Here is a 19,191-nt window from a genome sequence, read left to right as displayed (position 1 = left end):
CCCTAGATCGAGAGGGATCCTTCGCGGAAGTCGGTCTCCGCCAGGTGGACGTTGACCAGCACCGGCGTGCCGCCGGCCGCCAGCTCGCGGGCGCGCGCCAGCGTCGGCGCCACGTCCTCGTCGCGGGTGATGACCAGGCCGGCGGCGCCGAGACCCTCGGCCGCGCGGTGGTAGTCGGTGCGCGCCAGGCGCACGCCGACATCGTCTTTCAGCATCTTCACCTGCTCGCGCGCGATCTGCGCCCAGCAGGCGTCGTTGCCGACGATGGCGATCGGCGCCAGGCCGTGGCGCACGTAGCTGTCGAACTCGATCAGGCTGTACCCCAGCGAGCCGTCGCCGTAGAGAATCCAGATCTCGCTCGACGGCCGGGCCCGCGCTGCGCCGATGGCGAAGCCGCCACCCACGCCGAGCGTGCCGAAGGCGCCGGGGTCCAGCCAGCGCAGCGGGCCGCGCGGCCGCACCGTGTAGGAGGCCGTGCCGACGAAATCACCGCCGTCGGCGACCAGCACGCTGTCGTCGGGCAGCACCGCATCGATCTCGCGGCACAGCCGGAGCGGGTTGACGCCCGCCCCGGACACGCCGGCTTTCCGGTCGATGTCGGCCTCCCGCGCGGCGTCGCGCTCGCGCAGCTCCGCGAGCCAGGCTTCACGCGCGGGGGGCGGCCCGTCCATCGCCTCGGCCAGCTGGCGCAGGCAGATGCCCGGGTCGGCGAGCAGGCCGTCGTCGGGCTGACGGTTGAGCCGGAGGTCGCGGCGGCTGAGGTTGAAGGACACCAGCCGGGCGCTGCGGCGGACCTGCTTGCCGTAGTCGAGACGGAAATCGCAGGGCACGCCGGCCAGGATCACCAGGTCGGCGCCCTTGATGGCGTCGCGGCGGCGGTGGCGGAACAGCAAGGGATGCTCCTTGCCCAGCAGGCCGCGGGACATGCCGGAGAGGTAGACGGGGACGCCGAGCTGCTCGATGGCGTTGCGCACCTGCTCGGCTTCCTGGGGCCGGTTCATGGCCTGGCTGCCGCAGACCATCACCGGCCGTTCGGCCTGCGCCAGGCGGGCCGCGATCTCGCGGATGCCCTCTGGCCGCGGCATCACCGGGGCTGCCGGCTCGGCGGGGCGCGGCAGCTTGTCGCCGCCGCTGAACAGGCGGTCGGTATGCCAGCTCAAATAGGTCCGGATGGCCTTCTCGGCCAGGCTGTTGCCGCGTGGCATGCTGTCCGCATACCAGCCGCGAATGGTCTCCTCGTCGTACAGCAGGTCCACGGGGCACTCGATGAAGGCCGGCCCGGGGACGCCGGACCCGGCGGCCTCGAGCGCTTCGACCACCGCCGGCGCCAGGTCCTTCAGGCGGCGCACGGCGCGGGCATATTTCACATGCGGGGCCATCAGCGGCATCTGCTCGATGTCCTGCAGCGCGCCGCGCTTTTTCAGCGCCGTCGCCGTGGCCCCGCCGAACACGAGTACGGGCGATTGGGCCAGCTGGGCGTTCTTCAGCGGCGTGATGGTGTTGGTCAGGCCCGGACCGGCGGTGACGGCCGCCACGCCGGGGGTGCCGGTGAGCCGCGCGTGGGCGTCGGCGGCGAATACCGCGGTGGCCTCGTCGCGCACGTCCGTGATTCGGATGCCGATGCGCTTGGCCTCGACCAGGATGGGGGAAATATGGCCCCCGCACAGGGTGAAAATCTCCCGCACGCCCCGATCGTGCAGCACCCGCGCGATTCTTGCGCCACCGTTCATCTGCTTTTCCCCCTCAGCCCCCGGCGCCCGTGCCCCATGTGAGCCGGTAGTTCTCTCCAGTCAGCACCGACGCCGGCGCAACCTGCGGACCGTCCTCGGGCAAGGCAAAACGGAGCCCGCAATGCGGGCGAATGTCCCGCTCCACGTCCAGGCCGGGCATGACGATCTCCAGCACCAGCCCGTCGGCGCCGAGCCGGAAGGCGCCCACGGTGGTCACGTACCAGACCTGCTTGCCGGCCTTGAGCGCCTCGCGGCCGCTGAAGGTGACTTCGGACACCGTGTCGACGAGCTTCGGCCGGCCGGCCTGCTGCAGCACCATGCGGCCGTCCTCGAGCGCCCACTTCGCACCCTGCATGAAGGTGCCGACGAACAGGCAGGTCCGGGCGCTGGCCGTGATGCTGGGCAGGCCGCCGGGCCCGACGTAGTCCATGAAGCGCGGTCCCCGGCGCGACACGTTGACGTTGCCGGTGGCGTCGACCTCGAGGAAGCCGAGTACCGTCGCGTCGAGATGGTCCTGGTAGTGGCGGAAGACCCAGGCCGAGCTCTCCAGCCGCTCGGGGTGCACCGCGGCGCCGAAGTAGATGCCGGGCGCCGGCAGGCCGCCGTAGACGCCGGTCTCGGTAGTGAAGGTCAGGTCGGGCCGGAGCGGGCTCTGGTAGAGCTCGCGACAGACCTCCTCGCCGAAGCCGACGCCGATGTTGACGCCGGCGGGGGGCTGTACCGCCTGCGCGAACACGTGCGCGCCGAGCCGGGCCAGCGCGCATTCGATCGGGCCGCGCACCGGGGTCAGCTTGAGGAAGCGGTTGATGAAGCGCAGCTTCTCGATCGCGGCCGCGTCGTCGCCGTCGCCGTCCGGCGTGAACAGCGGCAGGAAGCCTTGCTGCGGCGAAAGGATGGTCTGCTCCTGGCGGGGATTGACGGCGATCGCGTCCACCAGTTCGGCCGGCAGGCTGATGCGCGCCGGGTCTGCGGGAATGATGCCGGCCACCGTGACCAGCACGCGCCCGCCGTTGGCGCGCGCCGCCCGCGCCGCCTCCCGCATCTCCGTGATGGTGGCGGCATCGTGGAAGTAGACGTTCCCCTCGGCATCGGCCCAGGGCGCGGCCAGCACGGCCACCTGCAGCTTCGGCAGCCGGTAGCGCAGTTTGTCGCCCGCCGGCTCGATCAGCTGCAGCTGCGCGCCCGGCGTGACCGGCGAGCCGCGCCCGCAGCGCGGATCGAGGAAAGTGCCGACGCCGGTGCGGCTCTCGATCGCGTCGCCGCCCTGGCCCTGCGCCTCGAGCGCGAAGCACATTTCTCCCTGCGGCATCACGTGCAGCTCGAGCCGGCCGGCGTCGGCCATGGCCAGCATCGCCTTGGTGGTTTCGACATGGCCGGAGACGAAGCGCTCGAGCAGGCCCGGCAGGCCCACTTCCTCCACCGAGCCCGGCGCCCGCCCGCGCCCCCCCTGGCCGCCGACCGCGATCCAGGTCAGGCCGCGGGGATGGCCCTCGCGCTCGAAGCGCTCGCGGATCGCCCACAGCAGCGTGGAGCAGCGTGCGTTGCCGGCCATGCCCGATGACAGGCAGCAGGCGCCGTCCGGCACCAGGGCCGCCGCCTCCCGGGCGGTCATGAAGCGCGGGTCGAGCGTACCCGGCGGACGGTAATCGAGGTCCCGCCGCTCCCAGTTCAGCCGCCACCAGAGGATGCGGCCGACCAGCCCGATACGTTCGCTGACGCGCATAAACCCGGATAATGCCTCACGCCGGCAGGCTGGGCTATGCTGGCGAACCACGATATCGGGGAGGGCAGGGGCTTTGGACGATCCGCAGGCCACGCTGGCCCGGCTTCGGGCCGAACTGGACGGCATCGACGGCGAGCTGATCGACATGGCGGCGCGGCGCCAGGAGATCGTGGCGGAGATCGGTCGCCTGAAGCGACGCTCGCGCCAGCCGACGCGCGATTTCACCCGCGAGCACGAGGTGCGCCAGCAGGCGCGCGCCCGAGCCGCCGGCCGCGGGCTGGACCCGGACCTGGGGGAACGCCTGGTGGGCGCCATGATCGAAGCCTCGCTCACCACCCAGGAGCGGGACCGGCTGGTCGCGCTGGGCGCCGGCGCCGGGCGCAGCGCGCTGGTCATCGGCGGCGCCGGCCGCATGGGACGCTGGTTCACTTCCTTCCTCGCCACGCAGGGCTGGGACGTAGGCGTGTCCGACCCCGCGGGCGAGGTCGCGGGACTTCCCTGGCACGAAGACTGGCGCGGGCCCGCGCGCACTGCCGAACTGGTGGTCGTCGCGGCGCCGCTGGCGGCCACGGCCGCCATCCTGGAGGAGCTCGCGGTGCTGCAGCCGAGCGGCCTGGTCATCGAGATCGGCTCCATCAAGGCGCCGGTGGCCGCGGCCCTGCACCGCCTGCGCGAGGCCGGGATCGCCGTCGCCTCGATCCACCCGATGTTCGGGCCCGACGTCCGGCTGCTCGCCGGGCGGCACGTGATCCTGGTCGACATCGGCGCGCCCGCGGCGCTCGGCCAGGCGCGGGCCCTGTTCGAACAGACCTCGGCGAGCCTGGCCGAGATGACGCTAGAGCAGCACGACCGGCTGGTGGCCTGGGTGCTCGGCCTGTCGCACGCGGCGAACATCGCCTTCTTCACCGCCCTGGCGGCCAGCGGGCGGCCGATCGACGAGCTGGCGGGCTTCGCCAGCACGACCTTCGGCGCGCAGCTCAAGGTGGCTACGCGGGTGGCGGCGGAAAACCCGGAGCTCTACTTCGAAATCCAGTCGCTCAATCCCCACGGCCACGAGCCGGTGGCGGCCCTGGCGGCGGCGGCGGCCCGGGTGGAGCAGGCCGTGGCCGCGGGTGACGCGGCCGGCTTCACGGCCCTGATGCGGACGGGCGCATGTTACCTGGCCGAGGGGTCCGGGTGAGGCGAGCGGAACTCGCCGGCTCACTGTACGACCTCGTCACCGGCGACGAGGACGCACGGGTCTGCCGGGACATCCCGGACGCGGCCTGCAACGACCAGCCGGTGAATTTTTTCCTGCAGCTCGGCGCCTACGTGTGCAACAAGATCGGCGACGAGCTGGCGAGCGCCAAGCTGGTATTGCCCTGGTTGCTGGCGGCGGCGGGCGCACCGGCGTTCTTTATCGGCCTGCTGGTGCCGCTGCGCGAGTCGCTGGTGTTGTTGCCGCAGCTGTTCGTGGCGGCGGCGATCCGCGCCCGCGCGGTGCGCAAGTGGTTCTGGGTCGGCGGCGCGGTGGCGCAGGCCCTGTGCGTCGCCGCGATGGCGGCAGCCGCGCTGCTGCTCGAAGGTGCTGCGGCCGGCTGGGCGGTGGTCGGCCTGCTGGCGGTGTTCAGCCTGGCGCGCGGCGTCGGCTCCGTCGCGGCCAAGGACGTGATGGGCAAGACGGTGTCGAAAACGCGCCGGGGCACGCTCACGGGCTACGCCACCGCGGCGGCCGGCCTCGTCACGGTGGCGGTGGGCGCCTGGCTGCAGTGGCGGGGCGGCGCCGGCGGCGCGGCCGGGGCGGCCGGGCTGCTGCTGCTCGCCGCCGGCCTCTGGCTGCTGGCGGCTGCCTTCTTTGCCGGCCTGCGGGAGGCGCCCGGCGCTACCGCCGGCGGCGGGAACGCCGGGCGCGATGCCCTGCGCAGCCTGGCGATCCTGCGCACGGACGCGCCGTTCCGGCGTTTCGTCATCACCCGGGCCCTGCTGGTGTCCACCGCCCTGCTGGTGCCGTTCTACGCCGCCCTGGCCCGCGAAGCGTCCGATACGGGCCTCGGCGGGCTGGGCGCCCTGCTGGTCGCCGCGGGGGTCGCGGCCACGGTCAGCTCCGGGTTCTGGGGCCGGATGGCCGACCGCTCGAGCCGCGACGTGCTGCGCCTCGCCGCCGTGTTCGCCGGCGTGCTGAGCCTGGCGGTGGCGGGTTGGCACATGGCCGGGGCCCCCATCCTGCCCGCCGGCATCGTCGTGGTCGGGGCCTTTTTCCTGATCGGCATCGCGCACGCCGGCGTGCGCATCGGCCGCAAGACCTACCTGGTGGACATGGCGACGATGGAGACCCGGGCCACCTACGTGGCGGTGAGCAACACGGCCATCGGCGCGGTGCTGCTGGCCGGCGGCGTGTTCGGTATCGTTGCCGGCGTGATCGGCATCGCCCCGACCATCGGCCTGCTGGGCCTGGTTGCCCTGGCCGGCGCCGCGGGCGCCGGCCGCCTGGATGAAGTGACGCGAGAGGAGCCAGCGAGTTGACTATCGAGCACATCCTGATCGGGGGCGGCGGCGGCACGCAGGTCGCGCTGGACCCCCGTTACGCGAACCGCCACGGCCTGATCGCCGGCGCCACCGGCACCGGCAAGACGGTTTCCCTCCAGGTGCTGGCCGAGGCCTTCTCGGCCCGCGGCGTGCCGGTGTTCCTGGCCGACGTCAAGGGCGACCTGGCGGGACTGTCGCAGGCCGGCAAGCCGCACCCGAAAATCGACGAGCGCGTGGCGACCATCGGCATGGCGCCGCCGGTGCTGGCCGCCTCGCCGGTCGTGTTCTGGGACGTGTTCGGCAAGGGCGGCCATCACCTGCGCACCACCGTCTCCGAGATGGGGCCGATGCTGCTGGGCCGTCTGCTGGAGCTGAACGACACCCAGGAGGGCGTGTTGCAGGTGGTGTTCCGCCTGGCGGACGAGGAGGGGCTGCTGCTGCTCGACATCCCGGACCTGCGCGCGCTGCTGAATTACGCGGCCGAACACCAGAAAGAAATCTCGACGCGCTTTGGCCGTATCACCGGTGCGTCCATCGGCGCCATCCAGCGCCGCCTGCTGGCGCTGGAGTCCCAGGGCGGCGACGCCTTCTTCGGCGAGCCGGCGCTCAAGCTCGAGGACCTGATGCGGACCGACCTGTCGGGCCGGGGGATCATCAACGTGCTGGACGCGCGCGAGCTGTTCCACTCGCCGCGGGTCTACGCCACCTGCCTGCTGTGGCTGCTGGCCGAGCTGTTCGAGCAGCTGCCGGAGGTGGGCGACCCGCCGCTGCCGAAGCTGGTGTTCTTCTTCGACGAGGCCCACCTGCTGTTCGATCACGCGCCGCCGGCCCTGGTCGACAAGGTCGAGCAGGTGGTGCGGCTGGTCCGCTCCAAGGGCGTCGGGGTCTGGTTCGTCACCCAGAGCCCGCTCGACCTGCCCGACCCGGTGCTGGGCCAGCTGGGTAATCGCGTCCAGCATGCCCTGCGCGCCTTTACGCCGCGCGACCAGAAGGCGGTGCGCGCGGCGGCAACGACTTTCCGCCAGAACCCGGCGCTGGATACTGAGACGGCCATCACCCAGCTGGGCGTGGGCGAGGCGCTGGTCTCGGTGCTGGAAGCGAAGGGCGTGCCGGGCGTGGTCCAGCGCTGCCTGGTCCGTCCGCCCTGCTCCCGCATCGGGCCGATCACCGAGGAGGAGCGGGCGGTGGTCCGCAGCCGGAGCCCGGTCGGCGGGCTCTATGACCAGGCGGTGAATCGCGAGTCGGCCTACGAGATCCTGTCGGCGCGGGCCGAGCAGGCAGCGGCGGCAGCGGAGCAGGCGGCCGCCGAGCGGGCCGCGGCCGAGGCCGCGGCGAAGGCGGAAAAGGCCCGGCAGCCCCGGCGGAGCAGCCGCCAGGGTTACGTGGAAGCGGCGACCAAGAGTGCGGTGCGCAGCATGAGCAGCCAGCTGGGCCGCAGCCTCGGCCGCTCGCTGCTGCGGGGGCTGCTCGGCTCGCTCAGCAAGGGCCGCTGAGGGCTCCGGCTCAGGCGCTCTGCCCGACGTACTCGCCGGGGAGGCTGTTGAGCGCGACGCGCTCGCCCCACAATGCGTTCAGCGGTGCGGCCAGGTGTTCGGCGTCGCCGCTGGTCCAGAACTCGACGCCGCCGGCCCGGTCGCCGGCCCCCTCCAGGCAGCCGGCCACCAGCCGCACCTGGCGCGCCACGGCGGCGCCGGTGTCGATCACCGTGACCTCCGGCCCGGCCACGGCCTCGATCAGGGGCCGGAGGAAGACGAAGTGCGTGCAGCCGAGCACCAGCGTGTCGATGCCGGCCCGCAGCAGGGGCGCGGTGTACTGCTCCACCAGCGCGCGGGTGCGCGGCGTGTCCAGCGCGGCGGCCTCGACCTGCTCGACCAGCCCGGGGCAGGCCCGGGTGAGCACCTCGATATTGCTGCTGAACTGGTCGAGCAGGGCCGCGAAGCGGGCGCTCTGCAGCGTCCCGACGGTGGCCAGCACGCCGACCCGGCCGTTCCGGGAGGCGGCCGTGGCCGGTTTGACCGCGGGCTCCATGCCGACGATGGGCAGGCCGAGCGACTGCCGCAACAACGGCACCGCAGCCGCCGTCGCCGTGTTGCAGGCCACCACGACGACGTCGGCGCCGTGCTCGACGAGGAACCCCGCCAGCGCCAGGGAGCGGCGCTGGATGAACGCCTCGCCGCGCGGGCCGTAGGGGACCCAGGCCGAGTCGGCGACGTAATGAAGCGAGGCGGCGGGCATTTCACGCCGGATCTCGCGCAACACCGACAGCCCGCCGAGGCCGGAATCGAAGACGCCGATCCGCAAGATGACCTCCCGCCGAAACACTCAAAGTTACCCTTCGCGTCGAGGCCGGGCAACCTCGGGCAGGCGCCGGCAAGGGGCCTGCGGGCCGGCGGCCTCCGTGTCTATAATGGGCGAGTCAAACGGCCGTATGACTCCATGGGTCTGCGGCTCAGCCCATCGCCCAGTCGCCTGCGGCGCGATCCCGAGGTCGCGTGCGTCGGCGCCCACCACACGGGACAGCGAGTCATGACCGACGCCTACATCCTCGACCACGTGCGCACGCCGCGCGGCCGCGGCAAGCCCAGCGGCGCCCTGCACGGGATCACGCCGATCGAATTGCTCACCCAGGTCCTGCAGGCCCTGCGGGACCGCAACCAGCTCGACACCGCCTTCGTCGAGGACGTCATCATGGGCTGCGTCGCCCCGGTCGGCGAGCAGGGCGCAAACATCGCCCGCGTGGCGGCGCTCAACGCCGGCTACGACGAGGGCGTGCCGGGCAAGCAGATCAACCGCTTCTGCGCCTCGGGGCTGGAGGCCGTGAACACCGCGGCCGCGCTGGTCATGTCGGGCCAGGCCGACCTGGTGGTCGCCGGCGGCGTGGAGTCGATGTCGCGCATCCCGATGGGCTCGGACGGCGGCGCCATGGCCACCGACCCGCAGGTGGCGTGGCATACCCACTTCGTGCCGCAGGGCATCAGCGCCGACCTGATCGCCACGCGCTACGGCATCAGCCGCGAGGATTGCGACGCCTACGCGCTGGAGAGCCAGCGCCGGGCCGCCGCGGCCTGGCAGGGCGGCCGCTTCGCCCAGTCCGTCATGCCGGTGCGCGATCGCCTCGGCCAGGTGGTGCTGGACCACGACGAGCACATGCGGCCCGACACCACGCTCGAGGGCCTGGCCGGGCTGAAGGCTGCCTTCGAGATTCCCGGCCAGCAGGCCGGCTTCGACGCCGTGGCGCTGCAGCGCTACCCGGACGTGGAGCGGATCAATCATGTGCACACCGGCGGCAACTCCAGCGGCATCGTGGACGGCGCCGCCGCCGTGCTGGTCGCCAGCAAGCCGATGGCCGAGCACCTCGGCCTGGAGCCGCGCGCCCGGGTGCGGGCCTTCGCCTCGGTGGGCAGCGAGCCGACCATCATGCTGACGGGTCCGGCGCCCTCGGCGCTGAAGGCGCTGGAGCGGGCGAAGATGAAGCGCAGCGACATCGACCTGTTCGAGCTGAACGAGGCCTTCGCCTCCGTGGTGCTGCGCTACATGCAGCAGCTCGAGGTGCCGCACGAGCAGATCAACGTCAACGGGGGCGCGATCGCACTCGGCCATCCGCTCGGGGCCACCGGCGCGATGGTGATGGGCACGCTGCTCGACGAGATGGAGCGGCGCGACCTGGCGACCGGGCTGGTGAACCTCTGCGTAGGCGCCGGCATGGGCACCGCCACGATTCTCGAGCGCGACTGAGGGGACGCCGACCATGACTGACACCATCAAGTATTCCGTGGACCAGGACGGCGTCGCGCTGCTGGTCATCGACATCCCCGGCCGGCCGATGAACGTGCTGACGCCGGAGTTCATGCAGGAGCTCGAGCAGACCGTCGACGCGCTGGCGGCCGACGACAAGGTCAAGGGCGCGGTCATCACCTCGGGCAAGGACAGCTTCATCGCCGGCGCCGACCTCAAGGACCTGGTCGGCGTGTTCGAGCGGATGCGGGACCCGGCCGAGATCTACGGCTTCGCCCGCAGCTTCAGCCTGCTGTTCCGCAAGCTCGAGACCTGCGGCAAGCCGCTGGTCGCCGCGATCAACGGCACCGCGCTCGGCGGCGGGCTCGAGCTCTGCCTGGCCTGCCACCACCGGGTCGCGCTGAAGAACCCGAAGGCCAAGATCGGGCTGCCGGAAGTGCAGGTGGGCCTGCTGCCCGGCGCCGGCGGCACCCAGCGGCTGCCGCGCATGATCGGCAGCGAGAAGGCGCTGATGCTGATGGTCGAGGGCACGCACCTCGACCCGGTCAAGGCGCACGAGACCGGATTCATCGAGGAACTGGCCGACACGCCGGAGGAGATGATCGCGCAGGCGCGCGCCTGGATCCTCGAGCACGGCGACCCCGTGCAGCCGTGGGACAAGAAGGGCTTCAAGTTCCCCGGCGGCGCCGGCGCCAGCCGCCCCGGCACGGCCCAGACCTTCATGGTGGGCACGGCGTTGGTGGCGCAGAAGACCCAGCGCAACTACCCGGCGCCGCTGGCGATCCTGTCCTGCGTCTACGAGGGCAGCATCGTCCCGATCGACAAGGGCCTCGAGATCGAGTCGCAGTATTTCACCGAGCTTTTGACCGGCCCGGTGGCGCGCAACATGATCCGCACCCTGTTCCTCGACAAGGGCGCGGCCGACAAGCTGGTGCGCCGGCCCAAGGGCGTCGACAAGATCCCGGTACAGAAGCTCGGCATCCTCGGCGCCGGCATGATGGGCGCGGGCATCGCCTACGTCTCGGCCTTCGCCGGCATGGAAGTGGTGCTGCTCGACACGGAGCTGGCGAGCGCGGAGAAGGGCAAGGGTTACTCCAAGGGGCTGCTGGAGAAGCGCGTGTCGCGCGGCAAGATGGCCGCGGACAAGGCCGCAGACGTGCTGGCGCGCATCAAGCCGACCACCGACTATGCCGATCTCGCCGGTTGCGACCTGGTCATCGAGGCGGTGTTCGAGGACCGCGACATCAAGCGCAAGGTGACCGAGGCGACCGAGGCCGTGATCCCCGCGGGCTCGATCTTCGCCTCCAACACCTCCACGCTGCCCATCACGGGCCTGGCCGAGGCCTCGCAGCGGCCCGAGCAGTTCATCGGCATCCATTTCTTCTCGCCGGTGGACAAGATGCCCCTGGTCGAGATCATCGTCGGCGGGAAGACCGGCGACGTGGCGGTGGCGCGCGCGCTCGACTACGTGCAGCAGATCCGCAAGACGCCGATCGTGGTCAACGACAGCCGCGGCTTCTACACCAGCCGGGTGTTCAGCACCTACGTCAAGGAAGGCCTGGCCATGCTGGCCGAGGGCGTGAAGCCGGCGCTGATCGAGAACGCGGCGAAGATGGCCGGCATGCCGGTCGGCCCGCTGGCGGTGTCCGACGAGGTCACGCTGGACCTGCAGTACAAGATCATGAAGCAGACCCGGAAGGACCTCGGGGACGATTACCGCGAGCACCCGGCGGACGCGGTGATCATCAAGTTCCACGACGAGCTGAAGCGGCTCGGCAAGCGCTACGGCGCCGGCTTCTACGAGTACCCGGAGGGCGGCAAGAAGTATCTCTGGCCGGGCCTGGCCGAGGTCTATCCGGTGGCGGCGGAGCAGCCCGACGTGGGGGCGGTCAAGCGGCGGCTGTTGTACATCCAGTCGCTGGAGACGGCGCGCTGCCTGGAGGAGGGCGTGGTCACCGACCCGGCGGACGCCGACGTCGGCTCCATCTTCGGCTGGGGCTTCCCGCCGTGGACCGGCGGTACCGCCAGCTACATCGACACCGTGGGCATGCGTGACTTCCTCGCTGCCTGCGACCGGATGGCGGATGAGGTCGGCGAGCACTACCGGCCCTCGGAGTGGCTGCGCGGCCGCGAGCGGATGCGCTGATGGCGGCCGGAGAGGAAGGCGGCGGGACCGTGCAGTACGAGCAGCGCGGCCGCGTCGCGATCGTCACGCTCAACCGGCCCGAGGTCCTCAACGCCTTCAACCGCCAGCTGGCCCACGACCTGCGCGACGCCCTGATGCGCGCGGCCGCGGACAAGTCGGTGCGGGCCGTGGTGCTGCGCGGCGCAGAGGGCAAGTTCAGCGCCGGCGCGGACCTCAAGCAGGGCTTCCCCACCGACCGGCGGGTCGAGGACCTGCTCAACACCGACTTCCGGCCCGTGCTGGACATGATCGCGGGCATGGAGAAGCCGGTGCTGGCCGCGGTGGCGGGCCCGGCGGCGGGGATCGGGCTGTCTTTCGCGCTGGCCTGCGACCTGGTGATGATGGCCGAGGACGCGTATTTCCTCTCGCCCTTCGCCGCCATCGGGCTGATCCCTGACGGCGGGGCCACCTGGCTGCTGGCGCGGACGCTGGGCTATCACCGCGCTTACCAGCTGTGCGTGGAATGCGAGCGCGTCCCGGCGGCGCGCTGCCTCGAGCTGGGGCTGGCCAACCGCGTGGTGCCGGCCGCGGCCCTGGAGGCGGAAAGCCTGGCCTGGGTGGAGAGCCTGGCGGAGCGGGCGCCGCTCGCCCTGGCGCGCACCAAGCTCGCCATGCGGGCGGCCATGACGCTCAGCTTCAGCGAGGCCGTGGCTTACGAGGCGCAGCTGCAGAACGTGTGCGTTGAGAGCGAGGACGCGAAGGAGGGCGTGGCAGCCTTTCTCGCCAAGCGCAAGGCGGAGTTCAAGGGGAAGTGACTATGCACCGCAATATTTTCGAGGAAGACCACGAGATCTTTCGGGACTCCGTGACGAAATTCCTGCAGGCCGAGGTGCAGCCGCACCTCGACCGCTGGCTGGAAGCCGGCATCATCGACCGCGAGTTGTTCCAGAAGGCCGGCGAGCAGGGCTACTGCCTGATGTGGGCCGACGAGGCCTACGGCGGCATGGGCGTGCACGACTTCCGCTTCGAGCAGATCCTGATCGAGGAGAACGCGTTCCATGGCGACGCCGGCTTCGGCCTGTCGCTGCACAGCCGCCTGTGCGCACCCTACATCGGCCAGCTCGGCAGCGAGGAGCAGAAGCAGCGCTTCCTGCCGGGCTGCATCAGCGGCGAAACCATCCTCGGCATCGCCATGACGGAGCCGGGCGCCGGCAGCGACGTCGCCGGCATCCGCACCATGGCCGTGGAGCAGGACGACCACTGGGTGCTGAACGGCTCCAAGATCTACATCTCCAACGGCATCAACGGCGACGTGTTCATCGTTGCCGCGCGCACCGTGCCGGACCATCCGCACGGCGTCGGCCTGTTCCTGGTCGAGCGCGGCATGGCGGGCTTCACCCGCGGCCGCAACCTGAAGAAGCTGGGCCTCAAGGCGCAGGACACCGCCGAGCTGTTCTTCGACAGCGTCAAGGTGCCGAAGGCCAATGTGCTCGGCGACCCGCGCAAGGGCTTCTACTACCTGATGCAGTTCCTCGCCGAGGAGCGGCTGATCGTGGCCTGCGGCTGCGTCGCCGCGGCCGAGGCGGCGCTGCGGATCACCATCGACTACGTCAAGGAGCGCCGCGCCTTCGGCAAGGCGATCGCGGAGTTCCAGAACACGCGCTTCAAGCTGGCCGAGATGCGCACCAGGATCGACGCGGCCCAGGCCTTCGTCGATCGCTGCGTCATGGACCACAACGAGGGCAAGCTCACCGCCGAGGTGGCGGCCGAGGCGAAGCTGTTCACCAGCGAACTGGAGGGCTGGGTCACCGACGAGTGCCTGCAGCTGCACGGCGGCGCCGGCTACATGGACGAGTACCCCATCTCCCGCCTGTACGCCAACGCCCGCGTGTCGCGCATCTATGCCGGCAGCAGCGAGATCATGAAAGAAATCGTCGCCCGCTCCATGGGCCTGGATCCGCGCCGTGGCTCTGCCTGAGTCCTTCCGCGGCCGCATCGCGGTGCCGGCGGTGGCGGCGCCGATGTTCCTGGTCTCCGGGCCGGAGCTGATCATCGAGACCTGCAAGGCGGGCATCCCGGCGGCCTTCCCGGCGCTCAACCAGCGCAGCACGGCGGAGTTCGTCGAGTGGCTGGACGCGGTCGGCGGGGCGCTGGACGCGACCCATGCGCCCTGGGGCGTGAACCTGATCGTGCACCGCTCCAACCCGCGCCTCGAGGCCGACCTCGCCGCCTGCGTCGAGCACCAGGTGCCGTTCATCGTCACCTCGCTGGGCGCGGTGCCGGACCTGGTCAAGGCCGTGCACGGCTACGGCGGCGTGGTGTTCCACGACGTGATCTCCATCCGTCACGCCCACAAGGCCGCGGAGGCCGGCGTGGACGGGTTGATCGCGGTGTGCGCCGGGGCCGGCGGCCATTCCGGCGCCACCAGTCCGTTCGCTCTCACCAGCGAGATCCGGCAGTTCTTCGACGGCACGCTGCTGCTCGCCGGCGCGATCAACGATGGCCGCCAGGTGGCGGCCGCGCTGATGATGGGCGCCGACCTGGCGTGGATGGGCAGCCGCTTCATCGCGACCCGCGAGAGCCTGGCGCCGGAGGAATACAAGCAGATGATGCTGCGCGCCTCGGCCAAGGACATCGTCTACACCGATGCGGTCTCCGGCGTGCCGGCCAACTTCCTGCGCGAAAGCCTCGAGGCCAACGACTTCGACGTGGTCGAGCTGCTCAGGCGCGGCCTCGGCAGCGGCAAGCTCAAGGACCTCGGCGACGAGGCCAAGGCCTGGAAGACCATCTGGTCGGCGGGGCAGGGCGTGGGCGGGGTGCAGGACGTGCCAGGCGCCGCCGAGTTGTGCGCGCGCCTGAAGAGCGAGTTCGACGCGGCCTGTGCCGCCGGGGTGCCCTGGCCGGAGCGCGGCTGATGGCGGGACCGCTGGCCGGCCTGAAGATCATCGAGGTCGCCGGGCTCGGCGCCGCGCCCTACTGCGGCATGATGCTGGCGGACATGGGCGCCGAGGTGATCCGCGTCGAGCGCATGCCGCCGCCGCCGCGCATCCCGGATCCGCTGGCGCGCAGCCGGCGCTCGATTGCGCTGGACCTGAAGCAGCCGGAGGGCCTCTCGGCCCTGCTGCGGCTGGTCGAAGACGCGGACGCGCTGTTCGAGGGCTTCCGGCCCGGCGTGGCCGAACGGCTCGGCTTCGGCCCGGAGACCTGCCTGGAGCGCAACCCGCGGCTGGTCTACGGCCGCATGACGGGCTGGGGCCAGGACGGGCCGCTGGCGCCGCGCGCCGGCCACGACCTGAACTACATCGCGCTCTCCGGCGCCCTGCACAGCATCGGCGTCAAGGGCGGCAAGCCGGTGCCGCCGCTGAACCTGGTGGGCGACTTCGGCGGCGGGGGCCTGCTGCTGGCTTTCGGGATGGTGTGCGCGCTGCTGGAGCGCGAGCGCTCCGGGCAGGGCCAGGTGGTGGACGCGGCGATGCTCGACGGGGCGGTGTCGATGCTGGCCATGTTCTGCGGCTTCCGTGCCATGGGGCTGTTCGAGGACGACCCCGGCACCAACCTGCTGGGCGGCGCCGCGCACTTCTACGACACCTACGAGACCGCGGACGGACGCTTCCTTGCGGTCGCGCCCATCGAGCCCGAGTTCTACGCGGAGTTCCTCGACAAGCTGGGTGTTGATCGCGAGCGTTTCCTGCCGCACGGGTTCAGGCTGGGGCGCATGGACACCTCGCAGTGGGTCGCGCTCAAGCAGGAACTCGCGCACGTGTTCCGGACCCGCACGCGCGAGGAGTGGACCGGGGTGTTCGCCGACAGCGACGCCTGCGTGACCCCGGTGCTGGGGTTGTCCGAGGCGCCGCAGCACCCCCACAATGTCGCCCGCGGCGCCTTCCTGGAGGTCGGCGGCGTGATGCAGAATGCGCCGGCGCCGCGCTTCAGCCGCAGCGCCGCGGACCAGCCGGCGGCGCCGCCACGCCCGGGCGCGGATACCCGGGCCGTGCTGGCCGCGGCAGGCTACGATGCGCCGGCGTTGGCGGCGCTGGCCCGGGCGGGCGTTATCCCGGCCCTGGAGGATTCGCCCAAGGAGAATCAGTCATGACCGCAACACGTGTGAACATCGAGCGCCGCGGCCACGTGGCCGTGGTGACCCTGGCCCGGCCCGACAAGCGCAATGCGCTGGACATCGCCATGTTCGAGGCGCTGGACGATGCGGCGAAGCGCCTGTCGGCCGACCCGGAGCTGCGGGCGGTGGTGCTGGCGGGCGAGGGCAAGAGCTTCTGTGCCGGGCTCGACCTGGCCGCCTTCGCCAGCGGCGCCAGCGAGATGCAGAAGCTGCTGGACCGGCCGGAAGGCGAGGCGGGCAACCTGGCGCAACGGGTCGCCTGGGGCTGGCGCCAGTGCCCGGTGCCGGTGATCGCAGCGCTGCACGGCGAGGTCTTCGGCGGCGGCCTGCAGGTCGCGCTGGGCGCCGACCTGCGCATCGCCGCCCCGGATACGCGCCTGTCGGTGATGGAGGTGCGCTGGGGACTGATCCCGGACATGTCGGGCAGCCAGACCTTGCGCCACCTGCTGCGGCGCGACGTGGCGCTGGAGCTGGCCTGGACCGGCCGGGTGGTGCCGGGCGAGGAGGCCGCCGCGCTGGGGCTGGTGACGCGCCTGGCGGAGGACCCGCTGGCCGAGGCCCTGGCGCTGGCCGGGACCATTGCCGGCCATTCGCCGGACGCCGTGCGCGGGGTCAAGCGCCTGTTCAACCAGGCGTGGCAGGCGCCGGAAGAAGCGGCGCTGCGGCTCGAAGAGTCGCTCCAGCTGCAGATCATCGGCCGGCCCAACCAGATGGAGGCCGTGCGGGCCGGGATGGCGGGCGAGGCCCCGCGGTTCGGGCCGGCGCGCGAGCTGGCATGAGCGAGTCCGCGGCGCCTCTCCAGCCGGCCCGGCCCGACGGCGGCCGTGGCGGTAAGCGCATTGCGCTGGTGCTGGGCAGCGGCGGCGCGCGGGGCCTGGCGCACATCGGCGTGATCCAGCGCCTGGAGGAGCTCGGCCACGAGGTGGTGTACATCTCGGGCTGCTCCATGGGCGCGCTGGTAGGCGGCATCTACGCCGCCGGCCAGCTGCCCGCCTATGCCGAGTGGGCGCGCAAGCTGGAGCGGCGCGACATGTTCAGCCTGCTGGACCTGGCCTTCGGCTGGAAGGGCCTGTTCAAGGGCGACCGCCTGATGGGCGTGCTCAAGGAGCTGGTCGGCGACCACGTCATCGAGGACCTGCCGATCGGCTTCACCGCGGTGGCCACCGACCTGAACGAGCAGCGGGAGATCTGGCTCAACCGGGGGCCGCTGTTCGACGCCATCCGCGCCTCCATCGCCATTCCCACGGTTTTCACACCGCATCCCTACCAGGGCCGCATCCTGGTGGACGGCGGCCTGCTGAACCCGATCCCGATCGCGCCGGCCCTGAACCAGGACGCGGACATGATCGTCGCCGTCAACCTGAACGCGCACTCCCGGCAGTCGCGCCAGCGGGCGGCGGAGCTGGGCGCCACGCCGGCCCGGGAACCGTCGGGCAAGGACGGGGACAAGGCGGCGTCCGAAGGGGCCGCCGAAGTCCCGGGCATCCTGGACGTGGTCACCATGTCCCTGGACGTGATGCAGAACTCCATCGCCCGGATGAAGCTGGCCTCCTACACGCCGGACATCGTCATCGACGTGCCGCGGGACGCCTGCCTCTTTTACGAGTTCTACCGGGCGGAGGAAATGATCGCTCTCGGCTACGAGCGCGCCGACGAAGCCATGGGCCGTAAGCGCGCCTGAGGCGCGCTTACGGAGTTCAGCCCTTGGCCTGGTTCGCGACCGCCTCGGCCGCGCGCTTCGCCGCCTCCGGGTCCCCGAGGTAGCGGCTGCTGACGGCCGCGAGCTCTTCGTCCAGCTCGTAGACCAGCGGGATGCCGGTCGGGATGTTGAGCTTGAGCACTTCGTCCTCGTCGAGGCCGTCGAGCATCTTCACCAGGGCCCGCAGGCTGTTGCCGTGCGCGGCGATGATGACCCGGCGGCCCGCCCGGATCAGCGGCGCGATGCGCTCTTCCCAGTAGGGCCGGACCCGGGCCAGCGTGTCCTTGAGCGATTCCGCGACCGGCAGGAGCCCGGGATCGACATCGGCATAACGGGGATCGAGACGTGGATGGCCCGGGTCGTCCTCCGGCATGGGGGGCGGCGGGACATCGTAGCTCCGGCGCCAGATCAAGACCTGCTCCTCGCCGTGACGCCGGACCGTCTCGGCCTTGTCCAGGCCCTGCAGGGCGCCGTAATGGCGCTCGTTCAGCTCCCAGGCCCGGGTCACCGGCACCCACATCCGGTCCGTCTCGTCCATCACGATCCACAGCGTGCGGATCGCGCGCTTCAGCTTGGAGGTGAAGGCCAGGTCGAAGTCCAGGCCCTCGGCCTTGATCAGCCGTGCGGCTTCCCTGGCTTCGGCCAGGCCCTGCTCGGTCAGGTCCACGTCCACCCAGCCGGTGAACAGGTTCTTCAGGTTCCACTCGCTCTGGCCGTGGCGCAGGAGGATCAGCGTATGTCCCATGTTTCAGGCTCCGGAAGTGTGGCGGTCCGGCACCGGCTCAGCCGGCCGCGCTCACCAGGTAATTGCCGCGGGTTTCGTCGAACTCGAGCCGGATCAGCCCCCGTGACTCGGCGTCCTTGAGCAGGTCCGAGAAGCTCTTGTAGCCGTAATAACTCTCGCTGAAGCCGGGATGAACGCGCTTGATGGTCTGCTTTACCATCGAGCCCCAGAGCTGGTCGTAGTCGGTATCCAGCGAATCCACGATTTCGACCAGCCGGTCCATCGCCTCGGTCTTCTTGTCGGGCTTGTCGGCCTTGACCCGGGTGCGCTTGGGCTTGGCGGCGGCGCGCGCCAGGTCGTCGTAGTAAATGAACTCGTCGCAGCCGTGGATCAGCAGGTCGGAAGTGGAGCTCTTCACGCCGCAGCCGATGACGCGCTTGTTGTTCTCTTTCAGCTTCGAGACCAGCGGCGAGAAGTCGCTGTCGCCGGAGAGCAGGGCGAAGATGTCGATGTGCTGCTTGGCGTAACAGAGGTCGAGGGCGTCCACCACCATGTGGATGTCGGCGCTGTTCTTGCCGCTGTGGCGGCTCTGCGGGATGTCGACCATCTCGATGCCGTTGGCGTGGAACTCGCGGGTGTATTCCCGGTAGCCGCTCCAGTCGCAGTAGGCGCGCTTGAACACCAGTCGCCCTTTCTCGAGCAGGCGCTTGATCACCAGCTCGACGTGAAACTTGTTGTCGCCCTTCATGTCGCGCACGCCGAGCGCGAGGTTCTCGAAATCGATGAAGACCGCGATCAGCGGTTCTGTGGCCATGGGTCCGTTCCTCCAGGGG

General features: G+C 71.2%; 16 protein-coding genes. 11 read left to right on the top strand and 5 right to left on the bottom strand.

Features of this window, described 5'->3' with window-relative positions:
- Window positions 1–2: 2 nt before the first annotated feature.
- The gene (locus tag G6N75_RS10805; protein WP_165348368.1) at window positions 3–1,730 is read right to left on the bottom strand and encodes a thiamine pyrophosphate-binding protein; all 1,728 of its coding nucleotides are present in this window, start codon (window positions 1,728–1,730) and stop codon (window positions 3–5) included.
- 13 nt (window positions 1,731–1,743) lie between these two features.
- On the bottom strand, window positions 1,744–3,453 hold the full coding sequence (locus tag G6N75_RS10800; protein WP_165348367.1) for a CoA-transferase: 1,710 nt from the start codon (window positions 3,451–3,453) through the stop codon (window positions 1,744–1,746).
- Between the two features lie 73 nt (window positions 3,454–3,526).
- Between G6N75_RS10800 and G6N75_RS10795 the strand changes: the two genes are divergently transcribed.
- From G6N75_RS10795 to G6N75_RS10785, 3 genes are read left to right on the top strand one after another with little or no spacing between them, the layout of a single operon-like run.
- On the top strand, window positions 3,527–4,633 hold the full coding sequence (locus tag G6N75_RS10795) for a prephenate dehydrogenase/arogenate dehydrogenase family protein (RefSeq protein ID WP_165348366.1): 1,107 nt from the start codon (window positions 3,527–3,529) through the stop codon (window positions 4,631–4,633).
- Window positions 4,630–5,955, top strand: a complete 1,326-nt coding sequence (locus G6N75_RS10790; RefSeq protein WP_346765524.1) for an MFS transporter — start codon at window positions 4,630–4,632, stop codon at window positions 5,953–5,955. The genes G6N75_RS10795 and G6N75_RS10790 overlap by 4 nt, the downstream gene beginning before the upstream one ends.
- Before the next feature lie 2 nt (window positions 5,956–5,957).
- Entirely contained in the window at window positions 5,958–7,451 is a 1,494-nt protein-coding gene (locus tag G6N75_RS10785) for a helicase HerA-like domain-containing protein (protein ID WP_346765527.1), read from the top strand.
- Window positions 7,452–7,461: 10 nt separating this feature from the next.
- On the opposite strand, the gene murI is transcribed toward G6N75_RS10785, so the two are convergent.
- Window positions 7,462–8,259, bottom strand: coding sequence for a glutamate racemase (murI, locus tag G6N75_RS10780; RefSeq protein ID WP_206203077.1), 798 nt, complete (start codon window positions 8,257–8,259; stop codon window positions 7,462–7,464).
- 225 nt (window positions 8,260–8,484) lie between these two features.
- Here murI and G6N75_RS10775 point away from each other — a divergent pair, with 225 nt between their 5' ends.
- From G6N75_RS10775 to G6N75_RS10740, 8 genes are read left to right on the top strand one after another with little or no spacing between them, the layout of a single operon-like run.
- The gene (locus G6N75_RS10775) at window positions 8,485–9,693 is read left to right on the top strand and encodes an acetyl-CoA C-acetyltransferase (protein ID WP_165348363.1); all 1,209 of its coding nucleotides are present in this window, start codon (window positions 8,485–8,487) and stop codon (window positions 9,691–9,693) included.
- A 13-nt stretch (window positions 9,694–9,706) separates the two neighbouring features.
- Window positions 9,707–11,839 (top strand): 3-hydroxyacyl-CoA dehydrogenase NAD-binding domain-containing protein, encoded by a 2,133-nt coding sequence (locus G6N75_RS15495; protein WP_165348362.1) that lies wholly within the window; start codon window positions 9,707–9,709, stop codon window positions 11,837–11,839.
- The gene (locus tag G6N75_RS10765; protein ID WP_165348361.1) at window positions 11,839–12,633 is read left to right on the top strand and encodes an enoyl-CoA hydratase-related protein; all 795 of its coding nucleotides are present in this window, start codon (window positions 11,839–11,841) and stop codon (window positions 12,631–12,633) included. Before G6N75_RS15495 ends, G6N75_RS10765 begins: the two co-directional genes overlap by 1 nt.
- 2 nt (window positions 12,634–12,635) lie before the next feature.
- Complete coding sequence (locus G6N75_RS10760; RefSeq protein WP_165348360.1) at window positions 12,636–13,796, top strand: acyl-CoA dehydrogenase family protein; 1,161 nt, start codon at window positions 12,636–12,638, stop codon at window positions 13,794–13,796.
- On the top strand, window positions 13,783–14,733 hold the full coding sequence (locus tag G6N75_RS10755; protein ID WP_206203075.1) for a nitronate monooxygenase: 951 nt from the start codon (window positions 13,783–13,785) through the stop codon (window positions 14,731–14,733). Before G6N75_RS10760 ends, G6N75_RS10755 begins: the two co-directional genes overlap by 14 nt.
- The gene (locus tag G6N75_RS10750) at window positions 14,733–15,911 is read left to right on the top strand and encodes a CaiB/BaiF CoA-transferase family protein (RefSeq protein ID WP_165348359.1); all 1,179 of its coding nucleotides are present in this window, start codon (window positions 14,733–14,735) and stop codon (window positions 15,909–15,911) included. Before G6N75_RS10755 ends, G6N75_RS10750 begins: the two co-directional genes overlap by 1 nt.
- Complete coding sequence (locus G6N75_RS10745) at window positions 15,908–16,714, top strand: crotonase/enoyl-CoA hydratase family protein (RefSeq protein ID WP_165348358.1); 807 nt, start codon at window positions 15,908–15,910, stop codon at window positions 16,712–16,714. The genes G6N75_RS10750 and G6N75_RS10745 overlap by 4 nt, the downstream gene beginning before the upstream one ends.
- Complete coding sequence (locus G6N75_RS10740) at window positions 16,711–17,616, top strand: patatin-like phospholipase family protein (RefSeq protein ID WP_165348357.1); 906 nt, start codon at window positions 16,711–16,713, stop codon at window positions 17,614–17,616. The genes G6N75_RS10745 and G6N75_RS10740 overlap by 4 nt, the downstream gene beginning before the upstream one ends.
- 16 nt (window positions 17,617–17,632) lie before the next feature.
- On the opposite strand, the gene gpmA is transcribed toward G6N75_RS10740, so the two are convergent.
- Together gpmA and G6N75_RS10730 are read right to left on the bottom strand one after the other, a co-directional pair.
- Window positions 17,633–18,367: a 2,3-diphosphoglycerate-dependent phosphoglycerate mutase gene (gpmA, locus tag G6N75_RS10735; RefSeq protein WP_240901096.1), complete on the bottom strand. Its 735-nt coding sequence runs from the start codon at window positions 18,365–18,367 to the stop codon at window positions 17,633–17,635.
- A gap of 49 nt (window positions 18,368–18,416) precedes the next feature.
- Window positions 18,417–19,172 (bottom strand): NYN domain-containing protein, encoded by a 756-nt coding sequence (locus G6N75_RS10730; protein ID WP_165348355.1) that lies wholly within the window; start codon window positions 19,170–19,172, stop codon window positions 18,417–18,419.
- Between the last annotated feature and the right edge of the window lie 19 nt (window positions 19,173–19,191).

This window comes from Thioalkalivibrio sp. XN8 (assembly GCF_011058255.1).
Lineage (GTDB): Bacteria > Pseudomonadota > Gammaproteobacteria > Steroidobacterales > XN24 > XN24.
The sequence above is the reverse complement of the archived record's forward strand: the minus strand, read 5'-3'. Positions and strand labels throughout refer to the sequence as shown.